At 59.6% G+C, this 19,025-nt stretch carries 15 protein-coding genes; 9 read left to right on the top strand and 6 right to left on the bottom strand.

What is annotated here, in order from left to right; translation table 11 throughout:
- Position 1: 1 nt before the first annotated feature.
- Both C0Z19_RS15145 and C0Z19_RS15135 read right to left on the bottom strand, forming a co-directional pair.
- Positions 2 to 2,248, bottom strand: coding sequence for a hypothetical protein (locus tag C0Z19_RS15145; RefSeq protein ID WP_102610661.1), 2,247 nt, complete (start codon positions 2,246 to 2,248; stop codon positions 2 to 4).
- Positions 2,249 to 2,905: 657 nt separating this feature from the next.
- A complete protein-coding gene (locus C0Z19_RS15135; RefSeq protein WP_102610659.1) occupies positions 2,906 to 4,366 on the bottom strand; it encodes a hypothetical protein in 1,461 nt (486 codons plus the stop codon).
- A 698-nt stretch (positions 4,367 to 5,064) separates the two neighbouring features.
- Here C0Z19_RS15135 and C0Z19_RS15125 point away from each other — a divergent pair.
- Genes C0Z19_RS15125 through C0Z19_RS15090 form a run of 8 tightly spaced genes read left to right on the top strand, consistent with a single transcriptional unit; the run spans position 5,065 to position 13,387 of the window.
- Positions 5,065 to 7,428, top strand: coding sequence for a bifunctional salicylyl-CoA 5-hydroxylase/oxidoreductase (locus C0Z19_RS15125; RefSeq protein WP_102610657.1), 2,364 nt, complete (start codon positions 5,065 to 5,067; stop codon positions 7,426 to 7,428).
- Positions 7,425 to 8,216, top strand: coding sequence for an SDR family NAD(P)-dependent oxidoreductase (locus C0Z19_RS15120; RefSeq protein ID WP_102610656.1), 792 nt, complete (start codon positions 7,425 to 7,427; stop codon positions 8,214 to 8,216). The genes C0Z19_RS15125 and C0Z19_RS15120 overlap by 4 nt, the downstream gene beginning before the upstream one ends.
- Positions 8,217 to 8,251: 35 nt before the next feature.
- Positions 8,252 to 8,752: a MarR family winged helix-turn-helix transcriptional regulator gene (locus tag C0Z19_RS15115; RefSeq protein ID WP_102610801.1), complete on the top strand. Its 501-nt coding sequence runs from the start codon at positions 8,252 to 8,254 to the stop codon at positions 8,750 to 8,752.
- A gap of 45 nt (positions 8,753 to 8,797) precedes the next feature.
- Complete coding sequence (locus C0Z19_RS15110) at positions 8,798 to 9,655, top strand: enoyl-CoA hydratase family protein (protein ID WP_102610655.1); 858 nt, start codon at positions 8,798 to 8,800, stop codon at positions 9,653 to 9,655.
- Between the two features lies 1 nt (position 9,656).
- On the top strand, positions 9,657 to 10,886 hold the full coding sequence (locus tag C0Z19_RS15105) for an acyl-CoA dehydrogenase family protein (RefSeq protein ID WP_102610654.1): 1,230 nt from the start codon (positions 9,657 to 9,659) through the stop codon (positions 10,884 to 10,886).
- Entirely contained in the window at positions 10,883 to 11,344 is a 462-nt protein-coding gene (locus tag C0Z19_RS15100) for an acyl-CoA thioesterase (RefSeq protein WP_102610653.1), read from the top strand. The genes C0Z19_RS15105 and C0Z19_RS15100 overlap by 4 nt, the downstream gene beginning before the upstream one ends.
- Positions 11,341 to 11,736 carry a RidA family protein gene (locus C0Z19_RS15095; protein ID WP_102610652.1) on the top strand — a complete coding sequence of 132 codons (396 nt, stop codon included), beginning with the start codon at positions 11,341 to 11,343 and terminating at the stop codon, positions 11,734 to 11,736. Before C0Z19_RS15100 ends, C0Z19_RS15095 begins: the two co-directional genes overlap by 4 nt.
- Positions 11,737 to 11,749: 13 nt before the next feature.
- Positions 11,750 to 13,387, top strand: a complete 1,638-nt coding sequence (locus tag C0Z19_RS15090; RefSeq protein ID WP_102610651.1) for an AMP-binding protein — start codon at positions 11,750 to 11,752, stop codon at positions 13,385 to 13,387.
- A gap of 59 nt (positions 13,388 to 13,446) precedes the next feature.
- Here C0Z19_RS15090 and C0Z19_RS15085 read toward each other — a convergent pair whose 3' ends face one another.
- Entirely contained in the window at positions 13,447 to 14,826 is a 1,380-nt protein-coding gene (locus C0Z19_RS15085) for an FAD-containing oxidoreductase (RefSeq protein ID WP_102610650.1), read from the bottom strand.
- Positions 14,827 to 15,532: 706 nt separating this feature from the next.
- On the opposite strand from C0Z19_RS15085, the gene C0Z19_RS15080 reads away from it, so the two are divergent.
- Complete coding sequence (locus C0Z19_RS15080; RefSeq protein ID WP_102610649.1) at positions 15,533 to 16,306, top strand: 4'-phosphopantetheinyl transferase family protein; 774 nt, start codon at positions 15,533 to 15,535, stop codon at positions 16,304 to 16,306.
- A 217-nt stretch (positions 16,307 to 16,523) separates the two neighbouring features.
- Here the strand turns inward: C0Z19_RS15080 and C0Z19_RS15075 are convergent, their stop codons facing one another.
- The 3 genes from C0Z19_RS15075 to C0Z19_RS15065 form a co-directional block, all read right to left on the bottom strand.
- Entirely contained in the window at positions 16,524 to 17,303 is a 780-nt protein-coding gene (locus tag C0Z19_RS15075; protein ID WP_102610648.1) for a class I SAM-dependent methyltransferase, read from the bottom strand.
- Positions 17,304 to 17,426: 123 nt separating this feature from the next.
- The gene (locus C0Z19_RS15070; RefSeq protein WP_102610647.1) at positions 17,427 to 18,083 is read right to left on the bottom strand and encodes a pyridoxamine 5'-phosphate oxidase family protein; all 657 of its coding nucleotides are present in this window, start codon (positions 18,081 to 18,083) and stop codon (positions 17,427 to 17,429) included.
- Positions 18,084 to 18,291: 208 nt separating this feature from the next.
- Positions 18,292 to 18,807: a pyridoxal-dependent decarboxylase gene (locus C0Z19_RS15065; protein WP_269844856.1), complete on the bottom strand. Its 516-nt coding sequence runs from the start codon at positions 18,805 to 18,807 to the stop codon at positions 18,292 to 18,294.
- Positions 18,808 to 19,025: the final 218 nt, after the last annotated feature.

Below are 19,025 nucleotides of genomic sequence, written 5' to 3'. Positions count from 1 at the left end.
ATCACCTCAAGCCCTCCCAGTTGTGAATCGAAGCGAAGTTACTTCGCCGATCAACGATGTCGCTCATATTCTCCGGGTTGATCGGTTGACCGGGCCGATGTTTGAAAAGTCCCGGATTAATGGCTCTTGTGATGTTATCGACATCGCCCTCTGTAGCGCCTTGATCAGCCGTTTCATACATTCTGTTATTGATCCAATATGCAGCGGCCGATCTTACCGCGTATTTGACCTCGCCTACCAGCGTGTAGTCGTTCAGAAAATCCAGGTTCGCCTCGTCGGGCCATCCGCTCGAATTCTGCCGGTGCCATTCGGTAAAGTGTTGGTACTGGGTTCGACCCGTAATCTGTATCAACCCTCTCCCCCGGTATTTCCATCCATCCCCGCTGGCGATGTCTCCGTTACCATTTCTGTTCGCATAGGCGCGGTTGGCTATCGCCTCTTGATCGGCAGGATGGTCAGCTGTACGACCATATAATTCCGATTCGTCCGCATGTGCCTGGAAATAGCTGAATTTGAGCCTCAACCGATCCGGCGGATAATTAAGGCTTTCTCCATCGTGAACAGCCAATGATGGCCCAGCCTCACGCCTGATTTGCGCCATGAAGTGTTCACGCCTGAGTGGCTTATCGAGCTTGAACAATTCGATATGCGCATTCAATTCCGCCATTGCGGCTTGCAATGTCGCAACGCTGGCACTTGGAAAGATATGTTGCATCATCGCCAGCGTGAACTGGAAGCCATTGCGGTGAAAATTGCCTACCAGCCCAACGGGATGCAGATGATAAACGTTCGCGCTCGCAGGGGTAACGCCAGCAGTACCTTGCCAGAACCTGAGGGCATCGATCCGTGTCTTCTCCGCCTTCCACACAGGCAAACCCGCGTGCATATGCGAATCCAGCGCGTCCCACTTGCTCATCTCCCCGCCCCATTCGCTTTCGTAGCGAACGATCAGATGATCAATTCGGTCTGCTAGCCACGGTTTGCTTAGCGCGACCTGCAGTTCGCGCGCAGTAATTTTGCCATCGCGCTGTTCCTGAGCGTCTATGGCGTCTTCCAGCTTTCGAATGGTTTCATCGGATCGTGCGTTGTTGAATGAGTTTTCGAATTTCGCGATCTCATCGGGCGTGCCGCTATCGGCAATAAACAAAGCACGTTCGAACATGTCGGAAACCGACGTCTGCAGGCTTACGACATCGAACCCGGGCCAGTCCCAAGAGCTTTTTAGCTCAACGTGAGGGTGTCCGTGATCGCACACCCAACCGTCGACTTGCGCGTTGTTCTCGTCGGCAATACTCACCGCGTACCACGTCTTGCCCTGTGCTTCGACGCAGCGTTGCGCCGATGCAGTGCTCACCACGCGCGTCCAGGCTGCGGCAGCGCCTCCTGCCGACTGCACGCTGAGCGGAAACTGGCTCCACGCCGAGCGGGCATCGTTTCCGTGCGGTTCGTCCCGCGCAATCCAAAGCGGCTGATCGCTGGTCGGCTGCCCGGTTGCGTTCGTCCGTAGAACCTTCCGCCAAGGACCGCTGCTCGGGGAACCAGGGGCGTCCTTGACGGATGCCCCTTGCGGAATCGATAAATCTGGCGAAGACGGCTGAGCCAGCTTCGCACCCTTCGAGATGAGCAACAGGTTGCGGGATTTCGGATCGAGTTGTTGCGCCCGCGCGCGGCTGCGCGAAATGAATGCGTTGATATCGTCGCCGGTGAAGACCTCTACATGAAGCAGAGGGCGTTCACCAGCCTTAGGAGGCAAAGTGTGATGCGTGCGCGCCTCGATGAACCGCTGATACTCGCCGATATAGGCGACCGTCTCGCCCGCCACGATCTTGTGAGGTTTCGGCAGAACTTGGATCCTGTCAACAGCCGTAGGCTTGCTTTCCTTGTCCAGTTCCCCAAGGAAAATCCATGCTGTCGCAGCGTTTGCAGGCAAGGCATGGTCTTCCTGATACGGTTGCAAGGCACCCGATACGAATTTCGTTATCTTGCCCCAAGAACCGTGTCTCTCGCCAATCTCGACCTTAGTGCCGCGTGGAAGCCAACCAACAATGGCGCTGCCCGCGGCATGCGACGCACGCACGCGAAGGCCCAGTTGGGTATGGTCTTCGTGGCCCGCGGCGTTCTTGCGAGGATCTTTCGCCTTCGCGCCAACAGTGTAGATGCCTGTCGCGCCATAGTAGGTAGGCAGCGTCTTAGATGCACCGTAGCCGTCGAGCGGCAACGTGTGCATGTAAAGGCTGAAAAACGTCAAGATGTCTTCGGCGGGAGGGGTCGCGTTCTGTGCTGGCGCGCTGTTGGAGCGCTCGCAGGCGGCCCTGGTGGCTTTGGCAGCACGAGCCGATGCCGTACGAGCGTGAAGCCGCTCGAGTACCCTGCCTTGATTCCGCCGGGATACGTGAGTTCTTGAATTTTCGCATTGATGCGATACGCGACAACCTCACCGTCGGCAATACACTTCACGCCGTGGTCTTGGTCGAACTTGCCAGCAGTGTCCTGCCCGAAATGGATACCGCCATGCCATAGCCCGTTCGCACCGAGGGGATAAAAACCATCTTCGGAAGCACTCAATGCGCGGAGATAGTCTCCCGGTGCAGGTTGAACGCCAGGATTCGTCAAAGAAAACGGATACACCCACGTCTCGACCTGAGACGGCTGTTCCTGCTGCTCCACTAGCTATCCTTTATTTAATTCGTTTGTCTTACAGGGATGCCTGTTCGCCGTCTCTCAGTCGACGGGTGACCGCTATTATCCTGATGCCTTGGGAGATTGCAATCCGATGCGACGCCGCTTTCAGTCGCGGCTCGGCCAACAGCGGTCGATCGCCTCAGCGCGAGCCAACGATCAGTTCCTAGCCTAGGCCCGGGCATTCCACCGCGCGGCGACGACTCCAATAGGGTCTCTGCTCTCGTCAAGCCCTCGTTTGCGAGGACGGCGCCTCATCTGAGGAAGGCAGTGAGGCATCGGCCTTTCGCCTTCCCGTCCCGGGCTTCGGTGGCTTAGCCACCGACTTAGCGACCTCCTTGCCCTTCTTCGCCGCCTTGGTGTCGATGCCGCGCCGCGTGAGATCTATGCCTATCACCCGAATGTCCTCAACGCCGGGGTAGTCGTTTGAGATCAGCATCCAGTGCCGCTGAAGCTCGTCCGTTAGCATTTCGAAAGTGTCGGCTCGGTGCCCATTCGGCAGTTCCCAGTAGGATTTCGTCCCGAGATAGACGATGACGAAGATGCCGCGGCTTGAGCGGACGTCGCGCAGATAGTCGCCGCACAGTCGGATTTCGAGGCGCTCGAAAAGGTGGGGACCAGTCCAATTGTCGGCAAGCTTGAGCTCGGCCGGCACTGGAGCGTCGAAGCCGACGCCGAGGAACCGGAGGTCGGGACGCTTCGCGTCGGCAAGTTCCTCTTCCTGCGGAATGACGTATCGGCCAGCGGCGCGGTCGCGACACCATCCGCCTAGGAACTTCCTGAACTCAGTCTCCTGGTCAACCGCTTGAAGGATCGAGGCGATGCTCGAATCGCCGTTCTCGAGATCGTGCTTTAAAGCGTCCAACTTGTCGACGGCGTGATACCAGAGTTCGCGGTGATTCGCTGGCGTAGCCACCAGCGACTTGGTGAACTCCTGAACCTGCGACGGCGTCCACGCATCGACGTCGGGGTGCGCGCGTCCCATCTCGAGGAGCGAGAGAAACGCCTCCTTCCCAGGCGTCTCTTCTATGAATGCCATGAGCGCGTTTCGCGCGTCCTGCGCATCATCTCGCGAACCTGGCGAATAGACGCCTTTTCCTGCACGGTCGATGTCGTCCTGCTGTCGGATGTAGCGCGCCATAAGCAGATAGAGCGACTTCATGTGCTCCACCGTGCGGAATGCCTTTCGGGCTCGGCCTTCCTGCGACCTACCGCCCACGAGAGCGACGATGAAGGCAAGGGCCAACTTCGTCTGCTGGACCGGGTCGTCCATGCCGGCGAACCGGGCGACAAGCGCTGGGATGGCCGCGGCAGGATCGACCCCGACCCAGGCGGCAAACCAGATAGGAGCAAAGATGAGGTTGCGGGTGGCGTTAGCCTTCCGCGAAGCAATTGCGGCGATCACCTTGTCGGCAACCGATGATTGGTTGATGATCGCCAGGAGATGCCCGAGGTTCCGCGTATTAACTCGTTTCGCGCGCAACTCGGGCAAGAGCGCCGGAGCGATTTGATCCCAGAGCCAATCGCCGCGCCAGGCGACGTCAGCGAGCGCGTAGTGGCTGTCCCCCGTCGCCGTTTCGGAAGAAAGCTCGTATTTGATCTCCCGCAGCAGGATGTCGAGGACTTGCGATGGGAATGCCTTGTGCAACAGAGGGAGCCAAACCGGAAAGCCGTTAAGCTCCTGCAAAGCGCATATCGAGTCGCAATCTCCGCTTCTTCCGGACCGAGGGATGATGGCCAGGCACTAGTCTCTCGCGCTTCGATCGCCAGCCCGGTAAGACCGAAGATCGTCGAGAACGGGGTGCCGTTCGCCGCAGCATCCTCGGAGCGAAGCAGAGGGCTATTCTGTCGCCAGTATCCGACTGGTGCCATCTCGGAATGCGACTGCGACTTCCTGGCCGAACTCTTCGATGAGCAATCGCCAATTGCCCTCTGTCCACCGATTGTGCTGACCTTCGGCGCTTCGCATGTGATCGTGAAGGTAGCGCTGGTCGCCGGAGATCATGCCGGGCTTTCCGGGGTCACGGATTCCCTCCACTCGGCCAGCCAAGATCTGCTTTGCGCTTTCCCTGGCCGCCGCCTCCGTCTTCGCTGCTTTCTCGGACCCGCGCTTCCAGGCCGCCTCCTGGCGCCTCAACTCGGTACGGGCGCCCTTGGGCGGCTTTAGCAACTTGCCTAGATGCGAGAGAAATACGAGCAATAGGCGCATGGAATTTCCCCGGCGATCTTGGCGCGCTCGATCGAGATCGCCTCGATCTGGCCCCAAGACTGACTTTATTACACCGGATCAAATGCGTGACCGCGGAGAACCAGTAACCCAACCATTTACTTGACATCTAAACTATTTACCCCTAAATTTCCCCCATCGACACGCGAGGAGACGCCATGCGCATCGTCTGCATCGGGGGCGGCCCGGCCGGCCTGTACTTCGGCTTATTGATGAAACTGCGCCACCCGGCGTATGAAGTCTCCGTCATCGAGCGGAATCGTCCCTACGATACGTTCGGCTGGGGCGTCGTCTTCTCCGATCAAACGCTGGAAAACCTGCGTGCCGCCGATGCCCCGAGCGCGGAGATGATTCTCGATGCGTTCAACCACTGGGACGACATCGACGTTCATTTCCGCGGCCGCACGATTCGTTCTTCAGGCCACGGCTTTTGCGGTATCGGGCGCAAGCGTCTGCTCAATATCCTGCAAGCGCGCTGCGAAGCGCTCGGCGTGAAACTCGTCTTCGAAACGAACGTCACGAACGACGACGATTACGACGCCGACCTGATCATCGCCTGCGATGGCGCCAACAGCCCTATCCGCCAGAAATACGCCGCAACATTCCGCCCCGACATCGACACGCGCGATTGTCGCTTCGTATGGCTAGGCACACATAAGCTCTTCGACGCCTTCACGTTCGCTTTCGAAAAAACCGAATGGGGCTGGTTTCAAGCGCACGCCTATCGATTCGACGAAGATACGTCGACCTTCATCGTCGAAACGCCAGAAAAGGTGTGGCGGGCCGCCGGCCTCGACGAAATGAGCAAAGAAGACAGCATCGCCTTCTGTGAGCGGCTCTTTGCCAAGTACCTCGACGGTCACCCGTTGATGTCGAACGCCTCACACCTGCGCGGCTCCGCGCAATGGATTCGATTCCCGCGCGTCGTCAATCAGGAATGGGTGCATTACAAGCCGCGCAATGGCGGCGGCTCCACGCCCGTCGTACTGATGGGCGACGCCGCGCACACGGCGCATTTCTCCATCGGTTCAGGTACGAAGCTCGCACTTGAAGACGCCATCGCGCTGGCCGATAGCATCGATGCGCACCCGCACGATCTGCGCGCCGCGCTCACGCATTACACCGACACGCGCAGCGTCGACGTGCTGCGCATCCAAAACGCCGCGCGCAATTCGACGGAATGGTTCGAGCATGTCTCGCGCTATGCATCGTTCGAACCCGAGCAGTTCGCGTACTCCCTGCTCACTCGTTCGCAGCGCATCTCGCATGAAAACCTGCGCGAACGCGACGCAATCTATGTCCGTTCATTCGAGCAGTGGCTTGCTCAAAAGGCCGGCATCCAGCACGCACGCGATGCGAAGCAATCCATTCCGCCGATGTTTACGCCGTTTTCGGTGCGCGATGTCACGCTCAAGAATCGCGTCGTCGTCTCGCCGATGGCGCAGTACTCGGCTGTCGACGGCACCGTGGGCGACTATCACCTCGCGCACCTCGGTGCGCGGGCGATGGGTGGCGCAGGGCTCGTCATGACGGAAATGACCTGCGTCTCGCCCGAAGGACGCATCACGCCGGGGTGTCCCGGCATGTACTCCGATGAACACCTGGAAGCCTGGCGCCGTATCGTCGACCTCGTCCATCAGATGAGCGATGCGAAGATCGGCATGCAGTTGGGCCATGCCGGAGCGAAGGCATCGACACGCGTCAGTTGGGAAGGCATCGATCAACCGCTGCCCGACGGCAATTGGCCGATCGTGTCGGCCTCGCCGCAACAGTATCTTGCCGGCGTCAGCCAGTGGTCGCATGCGGCCACGCACGACGAGTTGCGCGAAATCGAAAAGCAATTCATACGTGCCGCACAGATGGCCGACCAAGCCGGCTTCGATTGGCTCGAACTGCACTGCGCGCACGGATACTTTCTATCGAGCTTCATTTCGCCACTGACCAATCGGCGCACCGACGAATACGGCGGCGCCCTCGAAAACCGCCTACGTTACCCGCTCGAAGTGTTCAGCGCGATTCGCAAGGTCTGGCCGCAAGGCAAGCCTATCTCGGTTCGGATTTCGGCCAACGACTGGGTCGACGGCGGCACGACGCCTGATGATGCGGTAGCGATCGCGCGTGCATTCAAGGCCGCGGGCGCCGACATGATCGATGTTTCCTCGGGCCAGGTCAGCCAAGCGGAAAAACCCGTATACGGTCGCATGTTTCAAACGCCGTTCTCCGATCGCATTCGCAACGAAGCCGGCATCGCGACAATCGCAGTCGGCGCGATCTCCGAGGCCGACCACGTCAACAGCATCATCGCGGCAGGACGCGCCGATCTTTGCGCCATCGCTCGGCCGCATCTGGCCAATCCGGCATGGACGCTGACCGAAGCCGCGAAGATCGGCTATTTCGACGTCGCGTGGCCGAAGCAATACGCCGCCGCCAAAGCACAACTCGAACGCCATTTCGAACGCGAACGCGCAAGTCATGTCGCCACAGCCGCACAGGTAGCCGCAGCCGCCGAGGTGACACAATGAACGCCGTCGCAAACACCCTGCCGCTCCAAAACCTGCATGCCGTGGTCACCGGCGGCGGCAGCGGCATCGGCGCCGCTATCGCGCGAATACTCGTCGAGGCAGGTGCGCGCGTCACGCTCATGGGCCGCGACCCGTCCAAACTCGAAGCGCAGCGCGCAGCGCTTGGCGAAGCGCACCCCGTTCACTGCGCGGCTGCCGATGTCACACAGGCCGCAGCTGTCGAAGCTGCCTTCGCCTCGGCGCGCGAGGTATTCGGCCCCGTCGACATCCTCGTCAACAACGCGGGGCAAGCGCAAGCCGCGCCGTTCGCCAAGACCGATCTCGGCTTGTGGCAACGCATGCTCGACGTCAACCTGACGGGCGTCTATCTCTGCACGCAGGCTGCGTTGCCGTCGATGATCGAGCGTGGCTTCGGCCGCATCGTCAACGTCGCCAGCACTGCCGGCCAAATCGGCTACGCCTACGTCACCGCCTATTGCGCCGCGAAGCATGGCGTCATCGGCTTGACGCGTGCGCTCGCGCTCGAAACGGCCACCACGGGCGTCACCGTCAATGCGGTGTGCCCCGGCTATACGGAAACTCCGCTGCTGCAGGCTTCGCTCGACCAGGTCGTCTCGAAGACAGGCCGCAGCACCGACTATGCGCGCGCCGCGCTGCAACGCGCTAATCCGCAAAGGCGCTTCATCGAACCCGATGAAGTCGCTCGTGCCGTGCTCTGGCTCGCGCTGCGCGAATCGCAGTCTATGACTGGCCAATCGATATCCGTCTCCGGTGGAGAAGTAATGTGAGCGACGCTGCACGTTCATCGACGAAGAAGAAGTCCATGCCGCGCGAAGCACGCGCAGCGAATGTAGTCGACCTCGAAATGAGCACGGGTGCCGATAGCCATACGAGCCTTCGCTTGTGGCTGCGCCTGCTGACGACGACGAACCTCGTGCAGACCGAATTGCGCCGCCGCCTGCGCGCTGAATTCGATACGACGCTGCCGCGTTTCGATTTCATGGCGCAACTCGAGCGTCATCCTGAAGGGCTCAAGATGAGCGAGATTTCGAGGCGCCTGATGGTGACAGGTGGCAACGTCACCGGGCTGACCGATCAGCTTGAAAAAGAAGGCCTCGTCGCGCGTGATGTCGATCCGAGCGATCGACGCGCATTTACCGTACGCCTTACACCAGCAGGCCGCGCGCTCTTCGACAAGATGGCACAGGCGCACGAACGTTGGGTCGTCGAGCTGTTCGGCGGTCTATCGATCGACGACAAATCCAAGATGCAGCAACGCCTGGGCAAGCTCAAACAGCATCTGCTCGATTGCATCAAAGGTTGATTCAGCGAACGACGACGCGACGTAATTGATTAGGAGAACCAGGCAATGACGGATGCTGCGAACACCGCCGATGCGCTGCGCGCGGGAAACCGCACGACGCTCGCCACCTATGCCGCGCGCCACTTTGGATGGCGTGTCGCCGACGGCGTCGGCACGATCATGCTCGATCGCCCCGAACGCAAAAACCCCTTGACGTTCGATTCATACGCCGAGCTGCGCGATTTGTTTCGCAACCTCGCCTATGCAACGGACGTAAAGGCCATCGTCATTCACGGCGCTGGTGAAAACTTCTGCTCCGGCGGAGACGTGCATGAAATCATCGGCCCGCTGATCGGTCTGCCGATGCCCGAACTGTTGATGTTCACGCGCATGACGGGCGATCTCGTCAAAGCCATGCGCCACTGCCCGCAGCCGATCGTCGCTGCCGTCGACGGCGTCTGCGCGGGCGCCGGCGCGATTATCGCGATGGCCTCGGACATGCGTCTCGCCACCACGCGCAGCAAGCTCGCGTTTTTGTTTACGCGCGTCGGTTTGGCCGGATGCGACATGGGCGCATGCTCGATTCTGCCGCGCATCATCGGCCAGGGACGGGCTTCCGAATTATTGCTCACAGGTCGGTCGGCGAGCGGCGACGAAGGGTTCGCCTGGGGCTTTTACAACCGCCTTTGCGAGCCCGAACGGCTGTTGACCGATGCCGACGAACTCGCTCGATCGATCGCCTCCGGACCGACGTTCGCGCACGGCGTCACGAAAAAGATGCTTCATCAGGAATGGAGCATGAGCGTCGACGAAGCGATCGAATCGGAAGCGCAGGCGCAGGCGATCTGCATGGCGACGCGCGACTTCGAGCGCGCCTATCGCGCATTCGCCGCCAAATCGCGGCCAGTCTTCGAAGGGGACTGATATGTCAAACGCCCATTCGCCCGACATGCTCGATTGGCCATTCTTTGAAGATCGTCATCGCAAGTTGGCCGTCGAACTGCAAGCATGGTGCGATTCGCAAGACGCACTGATTGCGCGAGCCGAGCCGCTAGAGGCTGGCCCCCATGGCCGCGACGAAGTCGATCGGCAATGTCGCCGGCTCGTGCGGGCGCTTGGCGAAGGCGGTTGGTTGCGCTACGGGGTCGGCGGCACGACGTACGGCGGCCACGGCGATACGATCGACACGCGCGCCGTCTGCTTGCTGCGCGAAACGCTCGCCATGCATTCGGGCCTGGCCGATTTCGCGCTGGCGATGCAAGGACTCGGCTCGGGCGCGATCTCGCTCGCCGGCACCGACACGCAAAAGCGCCGGTACCTGCCGCGCGTCGCGAGCGGTGAAGCCATCGCGGCCTTCGCACTGTCGGAGCCCGAAGCAGGCTCCGATGTCGCGGCGCTCACCTTGGCGGCGCGAGAGGACGGCGATGAATACGTCCTTGACGGCGAAAAAACCTGGATTTCGAACGGCGGCATCGCCGACTTTTACGTCGTCTTTGCACGTACGGGCGAAGCGCCTGGCGCACGCGGCATCAGCGCCTTTATCGTCGATGCCGAAACGCCCGGCTTCACGATCGCCGAGCGCATCGACGTCATCGCTCCGCATCCGCTCGCGCGCCTGCGCTTCGACGGCGCGCGCATCGCCAAATCGCAGATGCTCGGCGCGGCTGGGGAAGGGTTCAAGCTTGCGATGCGAACGCTCGACATTTTCCGGACATCGGTGGCCGCCGCCTCGCTGGGCTTCGCCCGACACGCGATGGCCGAGGGGCTTGCACGGGCCTCTTCGCGCCGCATGTTCGGGCAAACGCTCGGCGATTTTCAGTTGACGCAGGCCAAGCTTGCAGAGATGGCGCTGACGATCGATTCGGCCGCCCTGCTCGTCTATCGCGCCGCGTGGATGCGCGATCAAGGCAAGCGCGTGACGCGCGAGGCGGCAATGGCGAAGTGGCACGCGAGCGAAGGTGCTCAGCGTGTCATCGATGCTGCCGTGCAATTGTGGGGGGGCCAAGGCGTTTGCAGCGGCACCCCCGTTGAGACGCTTTACCGTGAGATACGCGCACTGCGCATCTATGAAGGCGCGACGGAAGTCCAGCAATTGATCATTGGGCGTGATTTGCTCAAAGCCTACGCGGAGCAACGCGACGGAGCCCACCGATGAACGAGATCGCGCCCATCGCTTTCGAGCGCCCCGTTCGCATTCGCTTCGCGCACTGCGATCCGGCCGGCATCGTGTTCTTTCCGCAATACCTGACGCTGACGAACGCGCTCGTCGAAGATTGGTTCACCGACGCGCTCGGCATCGACTATGCCGCGATGATCGGCCAGCGCCGCATCGGGCTTCCCATCGTGCGGCTTGAATGCGAGTTTGCGCGGCCGAGCCGCATGGGCGAGACGATCTCGCTCTCGCTTTCCCTGACGAGGGTCGGGCAGCGCTCGATCTCGATCGGCATCGCCGGACGCGGTGGCGACGGCCTGCGTTTCGTTGCGAACCAAGTGCTCGTCACGACATCGCTCGACACCGGCGAATCGATCAGCATTCCTAACGACATCCGCGCCGCACTCGCGCGTGCGGCAGCGTCTTCATCTACAACCGCAGTCGAGGGTCCATCGCTATGAAACGTCCACTTCTGCCAGCGGGCTGGCCCAAGCCCCGAGGTTACGCCAACGGCGTCGCCGCTCACGGTACGCAGGTATACATCGCCGGTCAAATCGGCTGGGACGAAACGGGGCAATTCCGTTCCGACACCTTCGCCGATCAGGCGCGACAGGCACTCGAAAACATTGTCGCGGTGTTGAAGGAAGCGGGGGCACGTCCCGAACATCTCGTGCGAATGACGTGGTACGTGACGGACAAACGCGAATATCTGGCCTCGGCTCGCGATGTCGGGCAGGCGTTTCGCGATTTGATCGGCGATTACGACATCGCCATGAGCGCGGTGCAGGTGGCCGCCCTCATCGAAGACCGAGCGAAAGTAGAAATCGAAGCCACCGCCGTGATATCCGACTGAACCGGAGCGAGCCATGGAACCGTCAGCCCATGTCGATACGTTTGCGCGAGACCATCTGCCGCCGCAAGATCAATGGCCCGTCTTGCTGCTCGATCAACCCGATGTCTCCTACCCCAAGCGATTCAACTGTGCGACGGAGTTGCTCGACGCCACGATCGCCGCGGGACACGGCGACCGGGTAGCGATTTGGTCGGAGGTGAACGATACGCCTCGAGGAACGACCTATAACGAGCTGCGCGCGATGGTCGATCGTTGGGCGCATGTGCTGGTCGCAGACATGGGCTTGGTACCGGGCAACCGTGTGTTGCTGCGCGGGCCGAATACGCTGCAGATGGCGGTAGCGTTCCTTGCGAGCCTGAAGGCGGGGTTGGTCGTCGTGCCGACGATGCCGCTGCTGCGAGCGAAGGAGCTTAAGCAGATCATCGATAAAGCGCAGATTCGCGCAGCGCTTTGCGATGCGCGCCTCATTGAAGAACTCGACCGATGCGACGACGAGAACGACGAGTTCTACTGCGCCGATCTTACCGACGTGCGAGTGTTTCATAGCGACGCGCCGCGCTCGATGGAATCGCTGGCTGCGGGCAAGCCCGCGCAATTCACGGCTTGCGATACGGCCGCGGATGACGTTTGCCTGATCGCTTTTACGAGCGGGACGACGGGCGCGCCGAAGGGGTGCGTGCATTTTCATCGCGACGTGCTGGCGATGTGCGATTTGTTTCCACGGCACATTCTCAAGCCGACCGCCGACGACGTGTTTTGCGGCACGCCGCCTCTCGCGTTTACCTTCGGGCTTGGCGGGCTATTGTGCTTTCCGATGCGCGTTGGGGCGTCGACCGTGTTGATCGAAAAGCTCACACCCGAAACGCTGTTGCGCACGACGCAGCGATTTCATGCGACGACGATGTTCACAGCGCCGACGTTCTATCGGCAAATGGCCGCACTGGTGCCGCGCTTCGATATCTCCAGCTTGAGGAAGACCGTATCGGCGGGCGAAGCGCTGCCCGATTCGACGCGTGAACTCTGGCGCAAAGCGACGGGCATCGAGATGATCGACGGCATCGGTGGGACGGAGATGATTCATATCTTCATCTCGTCGGCCGGCGACGAGGTACGCCCGCATGCGATCGGCAAGGCTGTACCAGGGTATGTCATCGAGGTCGTCGATGACGATATGCATCCGGTGCCGGTTGGCACGATTGGCAAGCTCGCGGTGCGCGGGCCCACCGGGTGCCGCTATCTGGCGGACGAGCGCCAGAAGAAGTTCGTGCGCGACGGTTGGAATCTACCGGGCGATGCGGTGTATGTCGACGCCGATGGATACGTCTTCTATCAGGCGCGCGCCGACGACATGATCGTTTCGGCGGGCTACAACATTTCCGGGCCTGAAGTGGAAAGCGTGCTGATGCTGCACGAGGCCGTGGCCGAATGCGGTGTGATCGGCGCACCTGATGAGGAGCGCGGGCAAGTGGTGAAGGCTTTTGTAGTCGTCAAGCCGGGATATGCGGCGGACGATGCGCTCGTTGCCGAGCTGCAAGCCTTCGTCAAGCGGACGGTGGCGCCGTATAAGTATCCGCGCGTGATTCGGTTCATCGATGCGTTGCCGCGTACGGAAACGGGGAAATTGAAGCGGTTTGCGTTGCGGAGTATGTGACGGCTGTTCGGCGTCTTTGAGGTGACGTTCGATACAGCGTCGAACACGCACGGCACGCCCTATCCCACAGGCTGCAACTCCTGCAACAGCGTCGGCACGAGTTCGGAGACGGTCGGATGGATGTGCATCGCACGACTAATCGTGCGATACGGCGCCTTCGCATACATCACGTCGAGCAGGGAGTGAATCACCTCGTCGCCGGTGACACCCAGGATCGAGGCGCCCAGAATCAGCTCGGTCTCAGCGTCGACAATCACCTTCATGAAGCCTTTACTTTCGCCTTTTTCCACGGCGCGCCCGACGCGCGTCATCGGGCGCGTGCCAACCAATAGCTTGCGTCCCGATTGCATCGCCTCCGCTTGCGTCATACCAGCGCGGCCAAGCGGAGGGTCTATGAACATGGCGTATGCCGAGATTCGGTCTGAAACCTTGCGCGCGTCATTGTCGAGAAGATTAGCCGCCACGATCTCATAGTCGTTGTACGACGTATGCGTGAACGCGCCTCGACCGTTACAGTCGCCCAGTGCCCAGATGTTCGGGACACTGGTGCGCAACTGCTCATCCACCTTGATGTACCCTCGTGCGTCGGTCTCGACGCCCGCCCGGTCGAGCCCGAGATCGTCAGTGTTGGGGACGCGCCCGACAGCGAGGAGCAAATGCGAGCCTGTGACTTCGCGGGCTCCGGTGGCGCAATCCAGCCCCACAACCACGTTGCCTGCGTCACGTCGCACGGTGAGGCAGTTGGCATTGAGCTGGATGTCGATCCCCTCGCTTTCCAATATCTCCCGCACCGCTTGCGAGACATCTTCATCCTCGCGTGCGATCAGGCGCGCGCCTTTCTCCACGATCGTTACGCGGGAACCGAAGCGCCTGTACATCTGGCCGAACTCGAGGCCCACATAGCTGCCACCCACGACGATCAGGTGTTCCGGCACGAAGTCCACGTCCATCATGCTCGAGTTCGTGAGGTAGTCAACTTGGTCCAGACCCTGCATGGAGGGGATAAGCGCACGGCCGCCGACGTTGATGTATATCCGGTCGGCCTCCAGCAATTCATCGTCGACGCGAACGACATGCGCGCTCTCGAAGCGGGCATGGCCGCGATAGACCGTGCAGTTTTCAAGAGCGCGGACCCACTGCTCGACACCTTGGCTCGAGTGCGCGGAAATCCGGTCTTTCCGTGCTTTAACCTGCTTCATGTCGACCGTGACCGGCCCACCCACAGCCACCCCGAATTCGTCAGCGCGCCGCGCCAAGTGAGCCGCATAGGCGCTGGCAATCAGCGTCTTGGTAGGGATGCAGCCGGTGTTCACACACGTCCCGCCGAACCGCGCTCGTTCCACTATCGCGACCTTCATTCCGGCGCCGGATAACCGCGCCGCGAGCGGCGGGCCGGATTGCCCGGTGCCGATGATGATTGCTTCGAATCGTTGCGTCATGGCGCTCTCCTTCGCTGCTGCGGCAGTGTATGCATGAGGTGCATTCGATATCGATCAAGCTTCGCGATAGATCCCCTTGGCGTTAGCGGCATAAACGGCGAGCTTGTCCGACAGCACCGAGTCGATCGAAACTTGCCGTGTTCATGATCTGTCGCATTCGTCGATGTCATGCGCGATCAAAGCGTGCGCATTTCTCAGGAGACCGGCGCGAGCCTGGAAAATTCCCTGGGAGATGCAGTTTCCGACGGAGCCCAAGCCTTCGGTCGCGTTCCCCGCTCTTCGGTCAGGGACCCGCTGCGAGCGGCGTGTTACACGGCTACACTCGAATTAGTTTCTGATCGAACCCTTTCCACTGTTCCATAACAAATGCAGATAACGGCTGATTGGGCGCCTTGGCGACCGTCCCCGACTCGGGGCAGTCTGAAGAGGCACGTTGCGGCCGATTGTGTTGAAAAACTCCAATTTCTGCGGGGCAGGGACCGGGTCGCGAAAAGTCGGCTTCTCAGATGGCTCTACAAGCCGCTCGACCACTGCCCCCTAAAAGCTCCCAATGATCGGGCGGGGCGGCTACTCAAGCCCAAAAAACCTCTGCTATATGCGAAGCTTCGCATATTTGCGAATCCCGGCCGACCTTCTGCAGGGATAATGGGCGACGCAATTTTGTTAGCCCGTAATCGGCGCTCACGCCGACTCATGCCGAGCCGCATTGACCAAATTTTCTGATCGACCCGCCTTTTGGACGAGTCCTGTTGACGTGCCGCGCGCGAGCGCGGCTGGCGTCGAAGTCATCCTCGTCACGTTCGAGTTTCGGGCACGCCTAGATTCGTCAGCGTTCGATGTCCTCACCGACGACGAACGCGCAAGCGCCGCACGCTTTGTACGGCACGAGGACGCAATGAGGTATGCGGCAACGCGCGCTGCGCTTCGCGAACTACTCGGCACCCGCCTGGCAGCGCCCGCCCGAGGGTTAAGTCTCGAGCGCGACATCCATGGTCGGCCACGGCTCGCGCACAGGCTCGCCCGGGAAAGCGTCGATTTCAACGTGTCGCATTCGGGAGAACACGCGCTCCTGGCGTTTTCGCGCAAGCGCCGCGTTGGCGTTGACATTGAGGCGCAGCAGACGGGCCTAGATTGGCAATCGCTTGCTCCTGCCGTTCTCGCTCCCGCAGACGAGGCCCATCTGAGGGCGCTACCCGAGCATCGTCACCGCGATGTCTTCTACGATGCTTGGACCGCCAAAGAAGCGTTGCTGAAGGCGCTCGGGGTAGGGATTGCGATAGAAATGACGCATTTCTCGGTACTGGGCAACTCGTCCGACGCGCCGGACGTCCACCTGATTGGCACGCCAAGTGAGTCCGCTGAGGTCTCGCTCCCGGCCGTCACGGCGTTCGATGCGGTCTGGTTCGAGGCGCCGGCTGGATACGCAGCTTGCGTGGCATGGTCCCGCAGCGCTCTGCCCGCGCTACACGCTGCACTGTGATACTCGCAGGGCTGTAGATTGTCAATTACCATGGCCGCCCTCTACGCTGCTTTCGCCGCTCGACAGGACCCCGACAGGGGCGAGCCGCATAAATCTCTCGGCTATGGGATTCGCGAAACAGGGGCAAGGTCAGGCCCGTGGGCCGGCCTCGTTCGGTTTTCGCTCGCTCTCGATCCACGTAATGAATTTTGCATCCGAGGTTTGCCGCGAGTGAACATCACATCTTTTTAAAAACATAATGCATATACATCAAATCTCTTTTTTGCAGATCTTGCCAGATTGGCGTTCCAACACATGCCCATTCGTTGATCCACCATGCCTTACGTTCTTCACTAATATCTAGCTCATGGATCAGAGACAGTTTTCTTTGGTTGGCGAGGGTCAAACCGCCAACAACACCATCCGTTATATCCTCTACCTTGGTCAATTCGAAGGGCAGCATAGCCGTAATCTGCTTGACCTGTTCATTCATGTCCGGCGTCATCAGATCCGCATAGCAAAAACTTCCGCCATTGCACAGAACGCGGTACACTTCTTCAAAGAAACGCTCTAAATTCGGATAGCAGTGCGATGACTCGATATTTGCTACAACATCTACTGAACTTACTTCGATATCAAGATTACTGGCATCACCCTGATAAAACTCAAGATTATTTACGCTACCAAAGCTATCACGAGACGCACTCACGTTTTGAGGCAGATATTCAATGCCCACGACCTTTTTGGCGCCCAAATACTGCTTGATATAATAACTACCACCGCCACGCCCGGAGCCAATTTCCAGCACATCAGCTCCATGAACATCAACCGTGCGCAGTACGTAATGGTAGAGCTGCGCATGAATGTCAAAAGCAGCATCTTGCTGTTCCATGGCAAGTCCAGACCGTAAATCGTATCCATAATTGAGAAATGGCTGGTGACGCCCACCCAATTCCCTATCTACCATGGTGTACATGTCAGTAACTGTCTGATACAGCCCTTGCTGATCTATCGCCATTATTTTTACCTTCTGGTATGTTCTGAAAAGCAGGAGTGGTTGTACGGCGTTCGCTGGATGCCCACTGCACCTTAGCGCCCGCCTTTTTACTTGGCGCACTTTGGTTCTGGCTGCCCTAGCAAGTCAATCGGCCCAAGTTTTTACATAATCCGGTATGATTACATCTTTATTGTTTTCGTTATGAACTGGGGATCCGCGGGTCATTTTCATCGGCAGGATTCCCGCCCAAACGGGGAGGTCGATGTCCTCGTCCTTGTCAGAGGGGCCAGAGTCACTGATCTTTACCGCAACTTCCGTGAGAGAAATCCGAAGTATATTGGTGGCGGCAATTTCTTTGGAATTGCCGCGCCGCGCCTCTTCCTTGCGGCCCATAGCAATCTTATCCATAAAAACATCCAATGCTTCGAGCTTTTCTGCGCTACCCTGCACGATTTCAAAGTGTCCGTAAATAACTGCAGATCGGTAATTCATCGAGTGGCTAAATGCCGACTTGGCCAAAACCAAACCATCCAGCAATGTAATTGCAACGGAGGTTTGTACGCCAGCGGCTAGAGATTTTATTAGGCGGCTTCCATTGGACCCATGGATATATAGATAATCATCCTTTCTCCAGTGAGCGGTTGGAATGCAGTGCGTGTCGTTGTTCGCTGAGAAAGCAATGTGGCAGACGTAAGATTCATCTAAAATACTATAAAATGTTGCCCGGTCGTGATTGGCGAGTTCAGGCAAGCGACGAATGGTAGTGCGGGCGGACGGCGGTACAGCAGATCGTTCATTCATGGTCTGTTATCCGATTCGATCAAAATAAGGTGCGCAATTATACGTACTCTTTAAGCTGGTCGCCAGATGCCGAAAAAATATGCGCGCGGAAATTCGTGTCGGGCGCAAATGCTGAGTCGACCATCGCACTTTTCGGGCATTTGCGTCTGCTCTCCAGTCTGGTTAAACGCTGCGATTTATGATCTATTGCATACCTCGGTCAAATTCCTCATGCGAGTACGCCACCCGCTAGGCAATCTGCCGACGCCATCTTTGTGCGAGACGTTCCTGTCCTGATGATCTCGTCCCGCCGACTTTCAGCAAAGTGGGAAATCAGCTGCAGTAGTTCGTCAAACTCGGCCTCGCGCAAACACGGATTCAATATGGTGAGTTTGAGTGCCACCTGTTCATTTACAACCGTTTCGCCCAGCACCGCGACGCCCTTCTGCAGCAGTGCCGAGCGCAGGCCGCGATTGAATTCGTCGATGGATACGCGCGAATCGCCGACGACGTACCGGAACAAAATGGTGGAAAGCCGCGGCGGGGCCAAGAGTTCGTACTGAGTACTATTGCGAATTTTCTCTGCGATGGCCCGCGTCTGAGCCAACAGATGGTCGACCATGGCCCCCATCGCCTCACAGCCCAGCGCCCGCAACATCATGTATACCTTGAGTGCATCGAAGCGGCGGGTGGTCGACAGCGTTTTGTCTACCAGATTCGGTAGGTCGTCCGATTCGCGGTTCAGGTAATCGGCCTATGCGAGTCGACGAGCGACCGTTGTACGTTGAAAGCCGACGCAGATGCGACACTGGGTCGACTGTCGGCAATGGGTCGGCGGACTAAACCGCTCGCGCGGTAGGGGCTACGGTCCGGCGCTGGAGGTCAGGGAGAGGCCGGTCACGCGGCTTTATGTTGGCGAATGAGGCAATCCGCCTCGTTCTTCAACAGGAGCCGAATCATGAC

The organism is Trinickia soli (assembly GCF_002879855.1).
GTDB classification, from domain to species: Bacteria; Pseudomonadota; Gammaproteobacteria; order Burkholderiales; family Burkholderiaceae; genus Trinickia; species Trinickia soli.
This window is presented reverse-complemented; position numbering and strand designations above follow the sequence as displayed.

Bases quoted from the DNA above. Each gene is read 5' to 3' on its own strand.
- C0Z19_RS15070 (WP_102610647.1), bottom strand. From the start codon at position 18,083: ATGAATGAACGATCTGCTGTACCGCCGTCCGCCCGCACTACCATTCGT.
- C0Z19_RS15075 (WP_102610648.1), bottom strand. From the start codon at position 17,303: ATGGCGATAGATCAGCAAGGGCTGTATCAGACAGTTACTGACATGTAC.
- C0Z19_RS15095 (WP_102610652.1), top strand. From the start codon at position 11,341: ATGAAACGTCCACTTCTGCCAGCGGGCTGGCCCAAGCCCCGAGGTTAC.
- C0Z19_RS15100 (WP_102610653.1), top strand. From the start codon at position 10,883: ATGAACGAGATCGCGCCCATCGCTTTCGAGCGCCCCGTTCGCATTCGC.
- C0Z19_RS15120 (WP_102610656.1), top strand. From the start codon at position 7,425: ATGAACGCCGTCGCAAACACCCTGCCGCTCCAAAACCTGCATGCCGTG.
- C0Z19_RS15125 (WP_102610657.1), top strand. From the start codon at position 5,065: ATGCGCATCGTCTGCATCGGGGGCGGCCCGGCCGGCCTGTACTTCGGC.
- C0Z19_RS15085 (WP_102610650.1), bottom strand. From the start codon at position 14,826: ATGACGCAACGATTCGAAGCAATCATCATCGGCACCGGGCAATCCGGC.
- C0Z19_RS15115 (WP_102610801.1), top strand. From the start codon at position 8,252: ATGCCGCGCGAAGCACGCGCAGCGAATGTAGTCGACCTCGAAATGAGC.
- C0Z19_RS15105 (WP_102610654.1), top strand. From the start codon at position 9,657: ATGTCAAACGCCCATTCGCCCGACATGCTCGATTGGCCATTCTTTGAA.
- C0Z19_RS15090 (WP_102610651.1), top strand. From the start codon at position 11,750: ATGGAACCGTCAGCCCATGTCGATACGTTTGCGCGAGACCATCTGCCG.
- C0Z19_RS15110 (WP_102610655.1), top strand. From the start codon at position 8,798: ATGACGGATGCTGCGAACACCGCCGATGCGCTGCGCGCGGGAAACCGC.